This is a genomic window from Treponema brennaborense DSM 12168 (genome assembly GCF_000212415.1).
GTDB lineage: Bacteria > Spirochaetota > Spirochaetia > Treponematales > Treponemataceae > Treponema_F > Treponema_F brennaborense.
Genome location: NC_015500.1, coordinates 468,827 through 486,769, shown reverse-complemented (window position 1 = coordinate 486,769; position 17,943 = coordinate 468,827). Strand labels below are relative to the sequence as shown.

The window sequence follows — 17,943 nt, the reverse complement described above, 5'->3', positions numbered from 1 at the left end:
GGTCTTCTATTTTTGAAATGGAGATTTTTACCTGTATGAAACGCTATTCATCTTCGTTCTGGAGCGCATCGTAGCCGGTTTCGCCGGTACGGACTTTTACGACGTCTTCAACGTCGTAGACGAAAATCTTTCCGTCGCCGATATGGCCCGTGTACAAGGCTTTTTTGGCCGCCTCGATAACGGTGCTTACCGGTACTTTCGACACCACGACTTCCACTTTAATTTTGGGCAGCAGATTGATTTCCACCGGCACGCCGCGGTAGTATTCGCTCGCACCTTTTTGGATACCGCAGCCCATTACGTTGGCCACCGTCATACCGGTTACGCCGATGGCGTTCAGCGCAACTTTCAAACTGTCGAATTTGTTCTGGCGGGTTACGATAACCACTTTCGACAATTTGACCGCACCGGCGGGCTTGGAAGCTTTTTCGGTCGTAACGGTCGTTACGGGAACCGCGGTCTCCGGGGGAGCGACCGGTTCACCGGCATTGGCCGATTCGCCGAATTCGGCGTGAAACGCCGGAACGAAATCCGCATAACTGGAAAGGATTCCGTGTTCCAGTTTATCCAGACCGATGATTTCTTCTTCACGGGAAACGCGCAGTCCGTGTACTTTTTTGATCACGGTAAACGTAATCAGCATACACACCGTCGTCCAGGCAAGAATCGAAATCACGCCGAGCGCCTGAACGCCCAACAGACTGAATCCGCCGCCGTAAAACAGACCGCCTTCAACCGCGAACAATCCGACGGCAAGCGTACCCCAAATACCGTTCGCCATATGAACGGCAACCGCACCGACCGGATCGTCGATATGCAGTTTCATATCGAGACCTTCGACCACGACCACGATCAGGATACCCGACACCAGACCGACCATAATCGCACCGAACGCATCCAGTGCGGCACAGCCGGCCGTAATGCCGACCAATCCGGCGAGCGAACCGTTCAAAGACATCGACACGTCCGGTTTGCCGTTTTTAATCCAGGTAAAAGCCATCGTTACGCACGTTGCAACCGCCGGTGCGATCGTCGTGGTAACGAAAATCGAAGCCAAGCCGCCCACGCCGTCGAGCGCGGTAGCGGCGGCACCGTTGAATCCGTACCAGCCGAACCACAGGATAAAGCAGCCGAGCGCACCCAGTGTCAGCGAGTGACCGGGAATGGCGTGGACCTTCGTTACTTTGCCGCTTTTGTCGCGGGAATATTTACCGATTCGGGGACCGAGGATGGCCGCACCGATCAGAGCGGAAGTACCGCCAACCATGTGAATCGCAGCGGAACCGGCAAAATCGATAAATCCCAGCTGCGCCAGCCAGCCCTGCGAATTCCACACCCAGCCGGCTTCAATCGGATACACGACCGCGCTGATAACCGCCGAATAAATGCAGTATGCGCTGAACTTGGTGCGTTCCGCCATGGCGCCGGAGACGATCGTCGCGGACGTCGCACAGAACACCAAGTTGAAGACGAAACTCGACCATTCAAAATTGGCGTAATCGGTGAAAATCTGCCAGTTGGGCATTCCGAGAAAGCCAAACAGATAATTTTCACTCATCATCAGCGTAAAACCGATCAGGATAAACATGACGGTTCCGATGCAGAAATCCATCAGGTTTTTCATGATGATATTTCCGGCATTTTTTGCCCGGGTAAAACCGGTTTCTACCATTGCAAAACCGCACTGCATGAAGAAAACGAGTGCGGCTCCCATCAGGAACCAAACGCCCCAGATGTCGCCGGCTGCAGCTTCCGACGCAGCCTTGATAATCGATTCAGCTTCCATAAAAAGCCCCCTTCAAAAAAATATAAAAAAAGGCGCGCACCCTTTCCGCGTCCGATACGCAAAAAAGGTGCACGCCGTTGTGCCTAACGCCGATTCGGTTTTAGCCCGAACCGACTGATACGGATTTTGACTTAAAATCCGTCAGTTTAAATATGAATCCCACGAACGCGCAGTTGTCTGCTAAACGCGCAGTTGTCTGCTGAACGCGCAGCTGACCGCTGAACGCGCAGTTGTCTGCTGAACGCGCAGTTGTCTGCTGAACGCGCAGTTGTCTGCTGAACGCACGGTCAGCCGTTGACCGCACGCTCCGTCAATATCTGCACCAGCCTCAGACTCTGAACAGCAGATCGCCGTACGTCGGGAAAGGCCAATAGTCTTCGCCGACCAGCGTTTCAAGCTCGTCCGCAACCGCACGCAGTTCCGTCATAGCCGGAATAACGGACGCCGTGTAGAACTTCGCTTCAGCGGTGATATCCGCGCATTCCTTGCTGTTCAGCATCGCCGTTTCAAGCGCCGCGATTTTCTTTACCGCCGCGTCGCACAGTCCGGAAACGGTCTGAACGATTCCGGCTTCGGCACTGCATTCCGCTCCGGGAACCAGCGCCTTGATACCGGCTGCCGTCGCGGAAACCGATTGCAGATATTTGAACACCGCCGGAACGATCTGTTTCCGGGTCATTTCGATCATGGTCAGCGCTTCAATGTTCAGCACTTTTACGTATTCTTCCATTTGAATCTCGTAGCGTGCCTTCATTTCCGTACCCGTATAGACGCCGTGCTTTTTGAACATATCGATGTTTTTCTGCGCGATAAAATACGGCATTGCGTCGGACGTCGTTTTCAGATTCAGCAACCCCCGTTTTTCCGCCTCACGCACCCACTCGTCCGAATAGCCGTTTCCGTTAAAAATGATCCGGTGGTGTTTGCTCAGCGTCTTTTTGATCAGTTCGTTCAGATCTTTGGTAAAATCCTTGGATTTTTCCAGAATATCGGCAAACTGGGCAAATTCTTCGGCAACAATCGTATTCAGCATGATGTTCGGGCATGAAATCGACAGACTCGACCCGAGCGAGCGGAACTCGAATTTGTTGCCGGTAAACGCGAACGGCGACGTTCTGTTGCGGTCCGTATTGTCTTTGGGAAACGCGGGCAGCGCGTCTACGCCGAGGCGGAGCACTTCCTTCGCCTTGCGGTCGTACGGTTTGCCGGTGCGGATGGATTCCAGAATGGAGTCCAGCTCGTCTCCCAAAAACATCGAAATGATCGCCGGCGGCGCTTCGTTGGCACCCAGACGGTGGTCATTGCCGGCCGTCGCGACGGACGCGCGCAGCAGATCCTGATATTCGTCGATACCTTTGATGATCGCGGTCAGAATCAGCAAAAACTGGGCGTTTTCTTCAGGCGTGCTGCCCGGTTCGAGCAGGTTTTCACCCTTATCGGTCGAAAGCGACCAGTTGTTGTGTTTGCCCGAACCGTTCACGCCGGCGAACGGTTTTTCATGCAGCAGACACACCAAACCGTGCCGGGCGGCAACCTTTTTCATCATTTCCATCGTCAGCTGATTGTCGTCGGCGGCGATGTTGGTCGTCGTAAAAATGGGCGCCATTTCGTGCTGCGCGGGCGCAACCTCGTTGTGCTTCGTCTTGGCAAGAATGCCCAGCTTCCACAATTCTTCGTCGAGTTCTTTCATATACGCGGAAATGCGCGGCTTGATCGTTCCGAAGTAGTGATCTTCCAATTCCTGCCCTTTCGGCGGTTTGGCGCCGAACAGCGTCCGGCCGGTATAAATCAAATCCTTGCGCTGTTCCCACAGCGTTTTGTCGATCAGAAAATATTCTTGTTCGGGGCCGACGGTCGTGCAGACGCGCTTTACCGTTTTACCGAACAGTTTCAGGATGCGCTTGGCCTGTTTGTCGATCGCGTCCATGGAGCGCAGAAGCGGCGTTTTCTTGTCCAGCGCTTCACCGCCGTAGGAACAGAACGCCGTCGGAATGCACAGCGAGCCGTCCTTGATAAAAGCAGGAGACGTCGGATCCCACGCCGTATATCCGCGGGCTTCGCACGTTGCGCGGATACCGCCGGAAGGAAAACTGGAGCCGTCGGGTTCGCCCTTGATCAGTTCTTTTCCGGAAAATTCCATGATAACGGTTCCGTCCGTCTGCGGAGAAATAAAACTGTCGTGCTTTTCAGCCGTAATGCCGGTCATCGGCTGGAACCAGTGCGTATAATGGGTCGCTCCTTTTTCCACGGCCCAGTCTTTCATCGCGTTTGCAACGATGTTCGCAACGCCTTCCTCGAGCGGAGAGCCTTCGTCCATCGTTTTTTTCAATACTTTGAAAGTATCCTTGGGAAGCCGTTCTTTCATGACTGTTTCATTGAAAACCATGCTTCCGAACAGTTCAGGAACTGTACTCATTTTATTGCCCCCTATCATCTCATCCGGTACGCGCCGGGAAGAATTAAAAAAAAAGGCGATGTGAACGGTTTTCGTCGTTCACATCGCCATTGATGTTTACTGTTACTTTATATACTTTTGTAATAAAAAAGTCAACCGGTACGCGTTATTTTCTTGCAAAAAAAACGCAGCAGGAACGGCATGGAATTTTCCGCGGAAACGCAACTGAGAAAACGTAACCGCGTGAGTATAACCGCCGAGCGGCGATTACGCTTCCGGTTCCGCCCAGCCGAGGCTGCGCCCGACCGCTTTATGCCAGCCGTCCAGCAGCGACGCGCGCCGTTCCGGCGGCAGTTGCGGCAGATACCGATTGTCCAAAAGACGCAGCTGCCGTATTTCATCCGTATCGTGCCAGAATCCCGTTGCCAATCCCGCAAGGAACGCCGCTCCCAGCGCGGTGGTTTCACGGACGAGCGGCCGCTGCACCGGTGTTCCCAAAATGTCCGCCTGAAACTGCATCAGGAATTTATCGCGCGTCGCACCGCCGTCGACGTTGAGCGTTCCCAACCGAAGCGCGGTATCTTTTTCCATCGCACGCACCAAATCGAAAGTCTGATACGCAATCGATTCCTGCGCGGCGCGGATGATATGTTCGCGTTTGGTGCCGCGCGTCAGCCCGATCAGGCAACCGCGCGCGTACATGTCCCAATACGGTGCGCCCAGCCCCGTAAAGGCGGGCACCAAATACACGCCGCCGGAATCCGGCACTTTTCGCGCGTAATATTCGGCGTCACAGGCTTCCGTTATGAGCCGCAGTTCGTCGCGCACCCACTGGATAACCGCGCCGCCGACGAATACGCTGCCTTCAAGCGCGTATTGCACCGAACCGTTCAGTCCCACGGCAATCGTGGAAAGCAGCCCGTTTTTGCTGCGGCACACCGTGTCGCCGGTGTTCATGAGCAAAAAGCAGCCGGTTCCGTACGTATTTTTTACGTCGCCCGGCTCGAAACACGTTTGGCCGAACAGCGCTGCCTGCTGGTCTCCGGCGATGCCCGCCAGCGGAACTTCTTTGCCTTGAATGTTCATCGTACCGTATATTTCGCTCGAATTGTGAACTTCCGGCAGCATCGCCGTCGGAATATCGAGCCGGGCGCAGATATCCTCGTCCCAGCACAAACGGTTGATATCGTACAGCATCGTGCGGCTCGCGTTCGTATAATCGGTAACGTGCAGCCGCCCTTCGGTCAGTTTCCAGACGAGCCAGGTGTCGACGGTACCGAACAGCAGTTCGCCGCCGCGCGCTTTTTCACGCGCGCCCGGCACGTTGTCCAAAATCCATTTTATTTTGGTTGCCGAAAAATACGCGTCCACGAGCAGTCCCGTTTTGTCGGTTACGGCGGCGGCGAACGCGGCGTCCTTTTTCAGTTCTTCGCACAATTTCGCCGTCCGGCGGCACTGCCAGACGATCGCGTTATAGACCGGATGCCCGGTTTCCCGATCCCAGACGATCGTCGTTTCACGCTGATTCGTAATGCCGATTCCGGCGATTTGGGAAACGGGAATGCCGCTCTGCGCAAGAACTTCCATCAGCACGCCGTATTGGCACGAATAAATCTCCATGGGAGCCTGTTCGACCCAGCCGGGTTTGGGATAATACTGGGTAAATTCGCGCTGCCCCTGACAGACGACGCGCTGTTCGCGGTCGAATATGATGCAGCGGCTGCTGGTCGTTCCCTGATCCAGCGCGACGACGTATCGTTTCATGCAGACTCCTGTAAAATCATTGTATCAAATGTATTTTGCCGGTGTCAAGTTTTTGCCGGAGAGATATTCCATATCGATTAATTGACGATCGCACGCAAGCTATTGTATAATCAACTGGTATGCAAGAATGAATCGCTGCCGGTTTCAGTCAACGAACTCGCAGTCGATTCCGGAGAAAAATTGTAAAATGCACAAAAGTAATGCGTACCTCAAACGGAAAGTGACGGATATTTTATCGAGCGTGTTCATCTGGCGGTATTTGGTACTGGCCTCCGGAGTGCTCGCCGCGATGCTTTGCGTGAAGGAACTGACGATAAACGAAACCGTACTCGATGTCCGACAACAGACGGTGAGCTGCGGAACTCCGACGGAACTAGCCGTTATGAGCGACGGCAGTACGGTAATCAACGATGACTCGTTCAGGATTTTATGCATCAAGCCCGACGGTTTGCTGAAATTCCATATCGACGCAAAGAAAAACCAGAAAATAACCGGACTCGCGCTCGATGAAAACGACAACCTGTATTTTTATCTCTCAACGCAAAACGCACGGGGCATCACGCTGACCGACTTTATCTGCCAGTACGACTCCGCGGGAACGTTCGTCAAACGGCTGTTTACGATCGATTACACGGCCGTCGACCAAAAACAGACGGTACGGACGTCACCGCTGTACGCCGAAAACGGCACGCTGTTTTTTACCCGGTATCAAATCTATAAAGCGCAGCTGTACCGGATCGAGCTTGCCACGGGAACCGTTTCGGTGGCGGAAGAACTTGAAAGCGACATTCCGTTTCTATATAACGACGTAGCGGCGTACCCCGACGGAACGTACCGGTACGCCAAAATCACCGGCGAACTCGGTACCGGCACGCTTGGCGGAACACAGCAGGCACTGTACCGGAGCGAATACGCAGTGCCCGAAGATACCGGCGTCCGCCCGTATTACGTACGGTATACGGGCGGCTGCACGTATGTCTACGATTACTGGGAACGGAAACTGTATGAATTACGGAACGGCACGCTGCTTAAACCCGAATGGCACAGCCTGATTCCGTTCAATGAAAACGTTTTTGAACTGGCCGTACAGCCGGACGCCGTTATGGGTATTTCAAACGGAATTCCGTGGTACGCGAAAGATTCCATCGTCAGACAGCTGCAGACGCGGGCAAAACTGCCGTTTCTTCCGTTCATAAAAGAAGCAGTGCTGCAGCTGATAAAACTGATCCGTATGCCGCTTTTGATCGGCGCACTCATATACGCTCAGGCGTGCATCCTCTGGTTAGTGCTCGTGCAGGGCAGATACGTCGCGACGAAACTCGTGCTGTACGCGCTTACTGCGTTTCTCTGTTTCATCGGAATAGGTTTCTTCGCCATTTATTCCGAATACGGACAGTACGTCCGCCAGCATATGGATTTTTTGCAGAAAAAAGCACACCTGACGGCGCAAATAATCGATGAAAACACCGTTTCGGAAATAAAAAACAGTTCGGCCGCCGCATCGGAAAATTACGCAAAATTGAGCCGGCTGCTCGTGGACAACTACGGTCTTTACGAAATAGAATCAGATACCGCAGCTCTGGCCGTCATTCCCGAAAACGCAAACGGCAATTTCGGCATCATCGCGTCGAACCGGGGATACGCGGACATATTCGGCAGATCGCTGCTGGTCAATCGGCTGCTTTCCGGCTCGACCGAACCGCACGGCACTCTTTTCATGGAAGAGCGGCAGCTGATTCTCGCTTATTCGGCCGTTGCGAATCCGGTGCAGCGCGCAGTCGGCTACGTGTGCCTGTACACGGCAATCGAAAGCATACGGGAACAGTTTTTCATTCTGTGGCCGCCGTATATGCTCGCCGGATACGCGTTGCTTTTGGCGAGCATATGCGCCGGTGCGGCGCTGCTGTTCACGCGGAAACTGCGGCATACCACGAGCGTCATCGAGCAGATCAGCGGCGGAAAGTTCAACTTGCGTATGCCTGAAAAGGCAAAAGACGAAATCGGCGTACTCGTCCGATGCGTCAACAATTTGAGCCGGAATATCGAATCTTTGATCGGTGAAAAAACGGAACTCATGCAGGAAGTGACAAAAAGCCAGTACGAAGTACTGGAGTCGCTTGCAAGCATCGTAGAAAACAAATCGGGACAAACCGCCGCGCACGTTACACGCGTTTCAAAATGCGTGCGGTTTCTTGCCGCGCAGCTCGGTTACGACGGCAGCGAACTGGAGTATATTTCCATTGCGGCCATGCTGCACGACGTCGGAAAACTGTTCGTTCCGCCCGAAATTCTGGAAAAGGCCGGCAAATTGACGGAAGCGGAATTCGCCGTCGTAAAACGTCATACGACAGACGGCGAAATACTGCTGCACAACGCGCCCGGCCCGATCATGGCGTACGCCCGCGTCATTGCGAAGCAGCACCACGAACACTGGGACGGCGGCGGCTATCCGGAAGGAATTGCCGGAGAACGGATACACATCGCGGCGCGCATCACCGCCGTTGCGGATATATTCGACGCTCTCATAAGCAGACGGTCGTACAAACAACCGTTTCCGCCGCAGACCGTTTTTGAAATCATGAGCGCCGAACGCGGTAAACAGTTCGACCCGCGGATTACGGATTTGTTCGTGCGTCATTTTCATGATTTATGCGGTATTATCGCGGACAATCCGGACGACGCCGGCACCGCGTCCGTTCTATAAAACCGGTGCAAACTTATCAGCAATGCAGGCTCTTTAACAAGAGCGTATAGGAGTATAGAGGAGTATGAGGAAAACGGATTTCACGCAGCAGGAAGCGGCGGCGTTGCTCGAAGTTCTACAAGCTGAAAACGACGTTGCCCGTCTCGTAGATCCTGCAGAACGGAAAGTGTACGACAACATCGGTATGAACGATACCGGTTTTCTTTGCAGCGAATTGTGGGGACGCAGCATGAGATGCGAAAACTGCACGTCGCTGCGCGTTCTGCACAGCCAGCAGCGGGCGTTCAAGATAGAAATTCTGAACAACCGGACCTATTGGGTTACTTCCCGTTTTCTGCGGATAGACGGAAAACCGTTCGTCCTCGAAACGGCGAACGACGTTACGGACACGCTGATTCTCGACAGCAACCAGCAGGATGAATTTGCCAAACTGATATCCAATTATAACCGGCAGCTGATGACCGATCCGCTGACCGGCCTGTACAACCGGCGTTTCTTAGACGAAATTTTTCAGCCGGCGCTCAACTACGGCCAAGAGAACAACGAGAACATCAACATCGCGGTCATGGATATCGACGATTTCAAACAGGTAAACGACACGTACGGACATTTAGCCGGTGACGCTCTGCTGAAAGACATCGCCGCGTTCTGGAAACAGCATTTCTTTTCCCACAAAAGAAACGAAAAACGGATGGCGGTGCGCACCGGCGGAGACGAAATGCTGATCATCGTGTGCGGATCGGAATTTGAAGTTTTTACGCGGGAAATAGCGGATCATTACGCCCGTATGCATAAAACATGCCGTTTTTCGGAAACTGTCCGGATTCCGTTCAGCATAACGATCGGCACGGCGTCCTGCAAGGAACTGGAAAAACCGTGGTCCTGGAACACACTCTTGTCTCTCGCTGATCAGCGGATGTACGACGCGAAAATGAAAAAGAAAAATCTCCCCAAAAACGGCGTACCGGAACCGCACGGAGAGCTCCGTGCTCGCTGACGAAGCAATAACGCTGTTCGGCGGCACGCTGCCGTTTTGGCCGCAATTGGATCGGCAACAGAAAGAGACACTGTGCACGGGTGCGCGGACGGTTCGTTTCACCGCGGGACAGACGCTCGGCCGCGGCGAACGGGAATGCATCGGCGTGCTGATCGTAACGGCAGGCGCACTCCGCGTGTATCTCACCTCTGACGACGGGCGCGAAGTGCCGCTCTACCGTCTGGCAAAAAACGACGTCTGCGTACTGTCCGCAGCCTGCGTACTGGAACACATCGATTTTACCGTTTCAATTGAAGCCGAATCCGAGTGCAGCGCGGCAGTCATCGGCGCCCCCGCGTTCGCCCGATTGTGCGCGGAAAACGTGCACGCGGAATTATATGCGTACAAACTGGCGGCGGAACGGTTCTCGGACGTAATGTGGGCGATGCAGCAATTGCTGTTCACCCGGTTCGACGCACGGCTCGCGAACTTTTTGCTCGAAGAACGCTCCCGCACGGGTTCACCGGAACTGCGGTTCACGCACGAACTGATTGCCAAACGCCTGGGCACCGCCCGTGAAGTAGTGTCGCGGATGCTCAAATATTTTGAAAGTGAAAGATGCGTTTCGCTTTCCAGAGGCGGTATCTCGATTTGCGACGAGGCGAAACTGCACTCGTTCTGCAAGCGGTGAGCCGAACGCCGCCGCCCCGCGGCGACGGCAGCAAAAACGGCAGCCACAGCAATCAGCAAAAACGGCAGCCGCCGATTCCTAAATAAACAGGTTTACGTTCGACTCCTCGGCGTCCCCCAAATAGGAGGCCACGCCGGCGAATTCAACGCCGTCTATCAGTTCTTCTTTGGTAATTCCCATGATATCCATCGACATGGTACAGGCAATCAGTTTGACGCCGTTATCGAGCGCGTGTCTGATAAGCGTTTCAAGGGAATCCACGTTTTTATCGTTCATGACTTTTTTCATCATCGCGGTGCCCATACCGGCCATGTTCAGTTTGGATAATTTGAGTTTCGCACTGCCTTTCGGCATCATCGAAGCGAACATTTTATCCATAAACGGCTTTTTGATTTTTCCGGTACGCGTTTTACGCAGCACGTTCAATCCCCAAAACGTAAAAAACATGGTTACCGGCCTGCCCATAGCGGCGGCGCCGTTCGCAATGATAAATGAAGCGAGCACCCGGTCGAGGTCGCCACTGAACACGATGATCGTCTTTCCCTGTGCCGGCGACAATGCTGTTTCCGGCGATTGTGCGGCCCCCTGCGACGGTGCGGATTCCTGCTTCCGAGGCGTTCCCCGATCGTGCGGGTCGCAGCAGTCGCCGCCTTTCCTGATATACACCACGTATTCGCCGCCGCGCCGTTCGCTGCGAACGAACGTATTTCCCGTCCGCCTGCACCACGCCGCCGCATCGGCGGTAAACCCCATATCGGTTGCGGAAACCTGCAGAATCTGCGAATCTTCCATATCGCACAGCGCTTCGTATACTTTCATAATGGGGCCGGGACACTGCAAACCGCTGCAGTCGAGTATTTTGATCGAGCGGTCGGCGGAATACTCCGTATCCGATGCGGCGCCTACGGTTGCCGAATGAGCGGCGGTCTCCGACAAGGCGCCTACGGCTGCCGAATACGCAGCGTCCTCGGATACGGCGTCAGACTCGCGATGCGTCGCCTTGTAAAACGACGTGCCGCCCGAAATCATCGCGACGCGTTTAAATCCGTTCTGCATCAAAATCCGCGCCGCGTTGTACGAACGGACGCCGACGGCGCAGTACGGAACGATCAGTTTGGACGGATCCAGTTCGGACAACCGTTCCCGCAGCTGTCCGAGCGGAATATGATACGATCCGGGAACGGCGAACACCGTGCGCTCCGAGTCCTCCATTACGTCCAATACGGTAAAATCGTCCGACCCGCTGCGCAACAGCGCTTCGGCGTCGCGCCATTCGATGCAAGTTACCAACGTATCGAGTACGTTTTCCGCGACGAAGCCGAGCATATTCACCGGATCTTTAGCCGAAGAAAACGGCGGTGCGTACGCGAGTTCAAGTTCGGCAAGATCGTGAACGGTACCGCGCAGGCGCATCACGGTCGCGATCGTGTCTATCCGTTTATCAACGCCGTCGCTCCCCACGACCTGAGCGCCCAGAATTGTGCCGTTTTTTTCAAACAGCAGCTTGAGCGTAAGCGTCGTCGCTCCCGGATAGTAACCTGCGTGAGATTTCTGGTTGATCAGCACCGTGTGATAATCTGCATCTTTCTTTTTACCGGCGGCGGCGAGCTGCTTTTCATTTAAACCCGCGGAAGCCGCGTTCAACTCGAATACTTTCGCAATGGCAGTCCCGATCGTTCCGCCGTACGTTTTGCGGTCTCCGCTCAAATTATCCGCAAGAATACGCGCCTGCTTGTTCGCGGGGCCGGCGAGCGGTATCATCGTTTTTCCGCCCGAAACGTAATCGGTAACTTCAATCACGTCGCCGACGGCGTAAATGTCTTTTTCAGACGTCCGAAGATACTCGTCTACGACGATGCCGCCTTTTGCGTTGAGTGCGAGCCCCGCGTCTTTGGCGAGCTGACTGTTCGGTCTTACGCCGATAGCGAGCACGACCATATCGGCAACAACCGTTCTGCCGCTCGCAAGTTCTACGACCGTTCCGCCGGCTTCCGGGCGGAACCGTTTCACGCCGTCGCCCAAAATCAGCTCCACGCCGTTACGCTCCAAATGGACGTGCAGAATTTCGGCCATTTCCCGATCGAGCGGCGCCATGACCTGTTCCTGCATTTCGATGAGACTGACGGAAAGCCCCGCGCTTTTCAAATTTTCGGCCATTTCAAGTCCGATAAAACCGCCGCCGACGACGGCCGCCCGCGCGGGCTTTTTTTCTTCGATAAAATTCCTGATACGGTCGGTATCGGGAACCGTCCACAGCGTGAAAATTCCCGGCGACTCGATACCGGGAATAGGCGGCTTTACCGGAGACGAACCGGTCGCGATAATCAGATTATCGTACGATTCGTCGTACACGGCGCCCGTTTTGAGATTGCGCACGGTCACTTTTTTTTCGGCAGGGCGTATGGCCGTCACTTCGTTCGACGTTCGGACGTCTACGTTGAATTTTTTCAGCATCGCCTGCGGCGTCTGGAGCAGAAGCGCGTCCCGGTTGTGGATAACGCCGCCGATGTAATACGGTAACCCGCAGTTCGCGTACGAAATGTACTCGCCGCGTTCAAACATGATGATCTGCATCGATTCATTTCTTCTGCGCAGTCTTGCAGCCGCCGTAGCGCCTCCGGCCACGCCGCCGATAATAAGTGTTTTGTCTGCCATACGGATTCTCCTGCTCGTAAAATATTCTATTTGAATATACTCTTTTTCAGGAGAGATTTCCGTGACTAAGTCACAGAAGAGTACCGAGCAGTCGCGAAATATGCGCGTAACTCGAACGCATGTTCAGCGGCGGCACGCCTTCAAAAATCAGATACGCGCCGGGACAGCGCTCCGCAATCCGCGGAATCATGTATTCCCAGTCCATGATTCCCTGCCCCAAACCGACTTGACGAAGCGCACCGCCGGCAACCACGAAATCCTTCAAATGGAAAATCACGATCTTACTGCCGAACAAGTCCAGACATTCGTCAAAAATCTCCGTATGACGCGCGTAGTTGCCTTCGTACAGATAATTGTATACATCGACCGTAACGTACACGTGCCCGTTGTCGATCGAGTCGACCAGCCGCCGCAACGTACCCGGATTCCAGCAGCAGTGCCCCCAGGCGCCTTCAAGGGCGAGGTTTGAACCGTATTGCTTTGCGGATACGGCCAGATCACCGAAAATACGCGACACTTCGGCAAACGCTTCGGGCGTCCGATTCTGCGGATGATACGTCCACTTGTCGTCGTTAAACGAACCGGTTTCACTGCCGACGAACCGGGAACCGAACAGCGGCGCAAACCGCAAATGTTCCCGGAATTTTTCGATATTCGACGCAACAAGGCTTTTATTGCTGTGCACCGGATTAAAATACGCACCGAGCATGGCGATTTCCACTCCGCCCGATGCGAACGTTTCGCGCACGGACTGCGCAAAAGACGCGGTAACGGAACCGGGCGCTCCGGTTTGACCTTCGATAGCTTTTCCCAACACGAGCTGTACCCCGTCGAACCCGTAATCGGCGGCGGCGGCTGCAAGCGCGGACGCGGACATTTTTCCCAAATCGTGGGCGCGGACACAAATCTTCATATATATACCCTACCGGCAAATCCCCGTTCTGTCAAATTATTTCGCCGATACCATTTTGCAAAATTCCGATTTCAGGATATACTGTCCGTATGGACTTCAATAAACGGAGCAGGCAGCTGCTTGCGGGAATAAATCGGCAGACCCCGGCGGAACTGATTCAAGTACGCATCGAATCACCTGAATCGCTTTTCGATCCGTTCGACCCGTCCCCGCCCGATAATAAAAACATAAACGGACAGCTTGAAGAATACCTCGTTGAAGCGGTGAAAGCGATAAAACTCGCCGTTCCCGTTAAAATCCGCGTCGTCGTTTCCGAAAAAAGCGGCATTACCGACGACGTGCGCGCCACCATCACGCGTCATTTTCACCGGAAAGCCGAAAAAACGATTGCAGCGAACAAACGCCGTATGAGAGCCGGCCGCATCAATTTGATTACCGGAGTCGCGTTTCTGGCAGTTTGCCTCGCCGCGAGTCAATTCTTCGCACTGCCGGTCTTCCGTGAAAAAGACCTGTTCAACACGCTCAATCAGAGCTTCGGCATAATCGGCTGGGTCGCCTTATGGGAGCCGGCTACGTTTTTATTATACGGCTGGAGAGAAAGCGCGCAGGACGTAACGGCATACGTCCGCTTATCGCTTGCCGAAATTGAATTTGCCGTGCAGGGTTTTCATGAACAAGCATAAAATATTGAGCGTCGGCTCCGTTTCCGTAGATATCAAAGCGTTCAGTACGATAGACGACGAAAACGAAGCGTACCGCGACGGTACGATCGATTTGGTACCCGGCGGCGTTGCGCGCGGTATGGCCATGAATCTGAACCGGCTGGGACTGCCGTCCGCCGTATTGTCCGTCGTCGGAAACGACATTTTCGGCGATTATCTGAAAAAAGGTTTAATTGCCGAAGGCGTCGACACGACGCTGCTGAGAACGAGCGATACGCGCAAAACGTCGCTCTTTTCCGTCATGGCGTCTTACGGTAAACCGGCGTCCTGCATCTACTGCAACGACGTGCTTTCCGAAATAACCGTCGACGACGAAGTGCGCCGCTACGTTGCGGAACGGAACGTAGACGTGCTTTGTATAGATTCCAACGTATCCGAAACCACGCTCGCGTCTCTGTACGGACTGAAAACGGCCTGCAAACCGGCCGCCGCGAACGGCCTGTGCAAACCGCCGTTTATCTTTCAAAACGCAACGGCGCCGGACATCGCGCACAAAAGCCTTCCGTACGCCGCTTTGATAGACCTGTTCGCATGCAACGAATTCGAAGCCGCCGCGATTTTGAACTACGCCGGAATTTCGCTGCCGTTCGAGCCGCTGCTTCCGGGAACGGAACTGTCGGAAGCGTTCCGCTCGCTCGGCTTCCGTGATTTTATCGTAACGTTCGGCGAGCGCGGCGTGCTCGTTCACAGCGGCGGCGGCACATATATAGAAAAACCGTACGCGCCGCCGCGTATTATCGACACGATCGGCGCCGGAGATGCGTTCGCATCGGGTTATCTGTTCGGCTGTCTCGACGGTAAACCGGTGCGCCGCTGCATCCAGTACGGCTTGGCCTGCGCAAAAGAAACGCTCATGACGCGCCAAACGGTCAGCGACCTGCTGAACGCCGATCTGCTCGAACGGTATCCCGATCACGCGTCTGACGCAAGCTGAATATCGGAATTTGACAAGCGGCGCATAAAGTAGTATTCTTAAATCGGTAACTGTAATAATTAAATTTACAGTTACCGTCATATACTGCGCCGCACCGACGCAGCAGGAGGAACCATGAAATATCTTTTGGCAGCGGCAGTGCTGACGCTGGCGGTATTCGCCGCAAGCGCGCAAACGGAAAAAGGAACCGGCGGATACCGGAAAATCGGCGCGGAACAGGCAAAGACCATGATGGACAGCGGCACTCCGATCATCGTGGACGTCCGCACGCCGGCGGAATACGAAGCGGGGCACGTTCCCGGCGCTATTCTGTTGCCGAACGAAACCGTTGCCGATAAAAAACCCGCGGTACTGAACGACACGAACGCAACCGTTCTGGTCTATTGCCGCTCCGGCCGCAGAAGTGCGGAAGCCGCCCGAAAACTGATCAAACTCGGCTATACGAACGTGTACGATTTCGGCGGCATCATCGACTGGCCGTATGAAACGGTTACGGGTAAGGAATAAACGGTGACCAGCGATTTTTGTATTGCCGTGCACGCACTCGTCTACCTCAGCCACAAAAACGGCGTACTGTCGAGCGACGCACTCGCTGAAAACATCTGCACCAATCCGGTCAGAATCCGCAAAGTGCTGTCCAAACTCGCCGGTGCAGCGCTCGTCGAAACCAAAGAAGGCGCCGACGGCGGCTACCGTTTTACCGGCGACGCGGCGCACGTTACGCTCGCCGACGTAGCCGGCATTCTGAACGTCGATTTTACCGTCATGAACTGGCGCAGCGGCAGCATCGACAAACCGTGCCTCATTTCCTCGGGGATGGCCGCCGCCATGGATACCATTATGGCGGATTTGAACGCCTGCTGTCTGGAACGTCTGCGGCGCATAACCGTCGCAGACATCGAGCTGAACCTTACGGGCAAAAAACCGTATTGACTTTTTACGGGAGTATATATGAAACATTTTGATTCCGTTATCATCGGATTCGGCAAGGCCGGAAAAACCCTCGCCGCAGCGCTTGCCGCTGCCGGCAAATCGGTCGCGCTTATAGAACGCTCGCCCGCAATGTACGGCGGTACGTGTATCAACGTCGCCTGCATTCCGACGAAAGCGCTTGAATACAATGCCCGCCTTTCAGCCGCCGCGGCGGACGCACACGACACGTTCGAGCGGAAAGCGGCGCGGTACCGCACGGCCGTTGCGGAAAAACGGGTGCTCACCGCGATGCTGCGCCAAAAAAATCTGGAAAAACTACAAAACGCGGGCGTTACCGTCCTGACGGGAACCGCGTCGTTCATAAGTGAAACCGGCGTCTCGGTCGCCCTGAACGGCGGCGGTACAGAAACGCTTGAAGCGGACACAATCGTGATCAACACCGGCTCGCTCCCGTTCGTGCCGCCGATCGAGGGTTTGAACGGAAACCGATTCGTCCATACCAGCGAATCGCTTATGGAACTGGACGAACTGCCCGCACGGATGATCGTCATCGGCGGCGGCTACATCGGCATGGAATTCGCCTCGCTATACGCAAATTTCGGGACGGAAGTAACGGTCGTACAGGACGGAGCGGAATTTCTTCCGCGCGAAGACGCCCAAATATCCGCAGCGGTTCGGCAGCATCTTGAAAATCGCGGCGTAAAAATTATCGCCGGCGCCCGGATACTGTCCGTTCGCGAAGACGGCGAACACGCGCTGGTAACCGTACAGACCGAAAACGGGCAGCAGGAATTGGGAGCTGAAGCGGTACTGGTCGCCACCGGCCGACGCCCGAATCTGGAAGCGCTGCACCCCGAAGCCGCCGGAATCGAACTGACCGAGCGCGGAGCGGTGAAGACGGACGAACACCTGAGAACGTCGGTTCCCCATATTTTCGCCGCGGGAGACGTCGCCGGCGGCCTGCAGTTTACGTACATATCGCTCGACGACAGCCGGATTCTCAAGTCGCAGCTGCTCGGCACGGCAGACCGTACGACGAAGAACCGCGGCGCGGTACCGTACAGCGTGTTCATGGATCCGCCGCTTTCCCGCGTCGGATTAACCGAAGCCGAAGCGCGCGCGGCAGGCTACGACGTTGCGATCGCAAGCCTTCCGGCCGCCGCCGTACCCAAAGCGCACATACTGAAGCAAAGCGCGGGCTTGCTGAAAGCGGTCGTCGACTCCCGAACGGGACTGATACTCGGCGCGCATCTGTTTTGCGCCGAATCGCACGAAATGATCAACCTCGTAAAACTGGCGATAGACGCGAAACTGCCGTACACGCAACTGCGCGACGGCATTTTCACCCATCCGACGATGAGCGAAGCCCTGAACGATCTGTTCGCCGCGCTCCCGTAACTTTCATCAAAAAAACCGCCGGAAGAGCAAAAACGCCCTTCCGGCGATTTCCCGTTTGCGGCGATTTCCTGC

General features: G+C 54.9%; 14 protein-coding genes. 8 read left to right on the top strand and 6 right to left on the bottom strand.

What is annotated here, in order from left to right:
• Window positions 1-43: 43 nt before the first annotated feature.
• From TREBR_RS14680 to glpK, 4 genes are all read right to left on the bottom strand, one after another.
• Window positions 44-1,786, bottom strand: coding sequence for an ammonium transporter (locus TREBR_RS14680; RefSeq protein ID WP_013757565.1), 1,743 nt, complete (start codon window positions 1,784-1,786; stop codon window positions 44-46).
• A gap of 100 nt (window positions 1,787-1,886) precedes the next feature.
• Complete coding sequence (locus tag TREBR_RS02000; protein ID WP_041610291.1) at window positions 1,887-2,090, bottom strand: hypothetical protein; 204 nt, start codon at window positions 2,088-2,090, stop codon at window positions 1,887-1,889.
• A gap of 24 nt (window positions 2,091-2,114) precedes the next feature.
• Entirely contained in the window at window positions 2,115-4,202 is a 2,088-nt protein-coding gene (locus TREBR_RS01995) for a glutamine synthetase III family protein (RefSeq protein WP_013757564.1), read from the bottom strand.
• Window positions 4,203-4,448: 246 nt separating this feature from the next.
• Window positions 4,449-5,945 (bottom strand): glycerol kinase GlpK, encoded by a 1,497-nt coding sequence (glpK, locus tag TREBR_RS01990; protein WP_013757563.1) that lies wholly within the window; start codon window positions 5,943-5,945, stop codon window positions 4,449-4,451.
• Between the two features lie 187 nt (window positions 5,946-6,132).
• On the opposite strand from glpK, the gene TREBR_RS13440 reads away from it, so the two are divergent.
• From TREBR_RS13440 to TREBR_RS01975, 3 genes are all read left to right on the top strand, one after another.
• Window positions 6,133-8,649, top strand: a complete 2,517-nt coding sequence (locus tag TREBR_RS13440; protein ID WP_013757562.1) for an HD domain-containing phosphohydrolase — start codon at window positions 6,133-6,135, stop codon at window positions 8,647-8,649.
• A gap of 64 nt (window positions 8,650-8,713) precedes the next feature.
• Window positions 8,714-9,646, top strand: a complete 933-nt coding sequence (locus TREBR_RS01980) for a GGDEF domain-containing protein (RefSeq protein WP_013757561.1) — start codon at window positions 8,714-8,716, stop codon at window positions 9,644-9,646.
• Window positions 9,636-10,316, top strand: coding sequence for a Crp/Fnr family transcriptional regulator (locus TREBR_RS01975; RefSeq protein WP_013757560.1), 681 nt, complete (start codon window positions 9,636-9,638; stop codon window positions 10,314-10,316). The genes TREBR_RS01980 and TREBR_RS01975 overlap by 11 nt, the downstream gene beginning before the upstream one ends.
• Window positions 10,317-10,394: 78 nt before the next feature.
• On the opposite strand, the gene TREBR_RS14585 is transcribed toward TREBR_RS01975, so the two are convergent.
• The gene (locus TREBR_RS14585) at window positions 10,395-12,971 is read right to left on the bottom strand and encodes an FAD-dependent oxidoreductase (RefSeq protein WP_013757559.1); all 2,577 of its coding nucleotides are present in this window, start codon (window positions 12,969-12,971) and stop codon (window positions 10,395-10,397) included.
• A gap of 70 nt (window positions 12,972-13,041) precedes the next feature.
• The gene (locus TREBR_RS01965; protein WP_013757558.1) at window positions 13,042-13,884 is read right to left on the bottom strand and encodes a sugar phosphate isomerase/epimerase family protein; all 843 of its coding nucleotides are present in this window, start codon (window positions 13,882-13,884) and stop codon (window positions 13,042-13,044) included.
• An 89-nt stretch (window positions 13,885-13,973) separates the two neighbouring features.
• On the opposite strand from TREBR_RS01965, the gene TREBR_RS01960 reads away from it, so the two are divergent.
• The 5 genes from TREBR_RS01960 (at window position 13,974) to TREBR_RS01940 (ending at window position 17,871) form a co-directional block, all read left to right on the top strand.
• Window positions 13,974-14,567, top strand: a complete 594-nt coding sequence (locus tag TREBR_RS01960; protein WP_013757557.1) for a hypothetical protein — start codon at window positions 13,974-13,976, stop codon at window positions 14,565-14,567.
• A complete protein-coding gene (locus TREBR_RS01955; protein WP_013757556.1) occupies window positions 14,554-15,540 on the top strand; it encodes a carbohydrate kinase family protein in 987 nt (328 codons plus the stop codon). The genes TREBR_RS01960 and TREBR_RS01955 overlap by 14 nt, the downstream gene beginning before the upstream one ends.
• A gap of 114 nt (window positions 15,541-15,654) precedes the next feature.
• Window positions 15,655-16,047 carry a rhodanese-like domain-containing protein gene (locus TREBR_RS01950; protein ID WP_013757555.1) on the top strand — a complete coding sequence of 131 codons (393 nt, stop codon included), beginning with the start codon at window positions 15,655-15,657 and terminating at the stop codon, window positions 16,045-16,047.
• A 3-nt stretch (window positions 16,048-16,050) separates the two neighbouring features.
• Window positions 16,051-16,473: an RrF2 family transcriptional regulator gene (locus TREBR_RS01945; RefSeq protein ID WP_013757554.1), complete on the top strand. Its 423-nt coding sequence runs from the start codon at window positions 16,051-16,053 to the stop codon at window positions 16,471-16,473.
• 18 nt (window positions 16,474-16,491) lie between these two features.
• On the top strand, window positions 16,492-17,871 hold the full coding sequence (locus TREBR_RS01940; protein ID WP_013757553.1) for an FAD-dependent oxidoreductase: 1,380 nt from the start codon (window positions 16,492-16,494) through the stop codon (window positions 17,869-17,871).
• The last annotated feature ends 72 nt before the right edge of the window (window positions 17,872-17,943 follow it).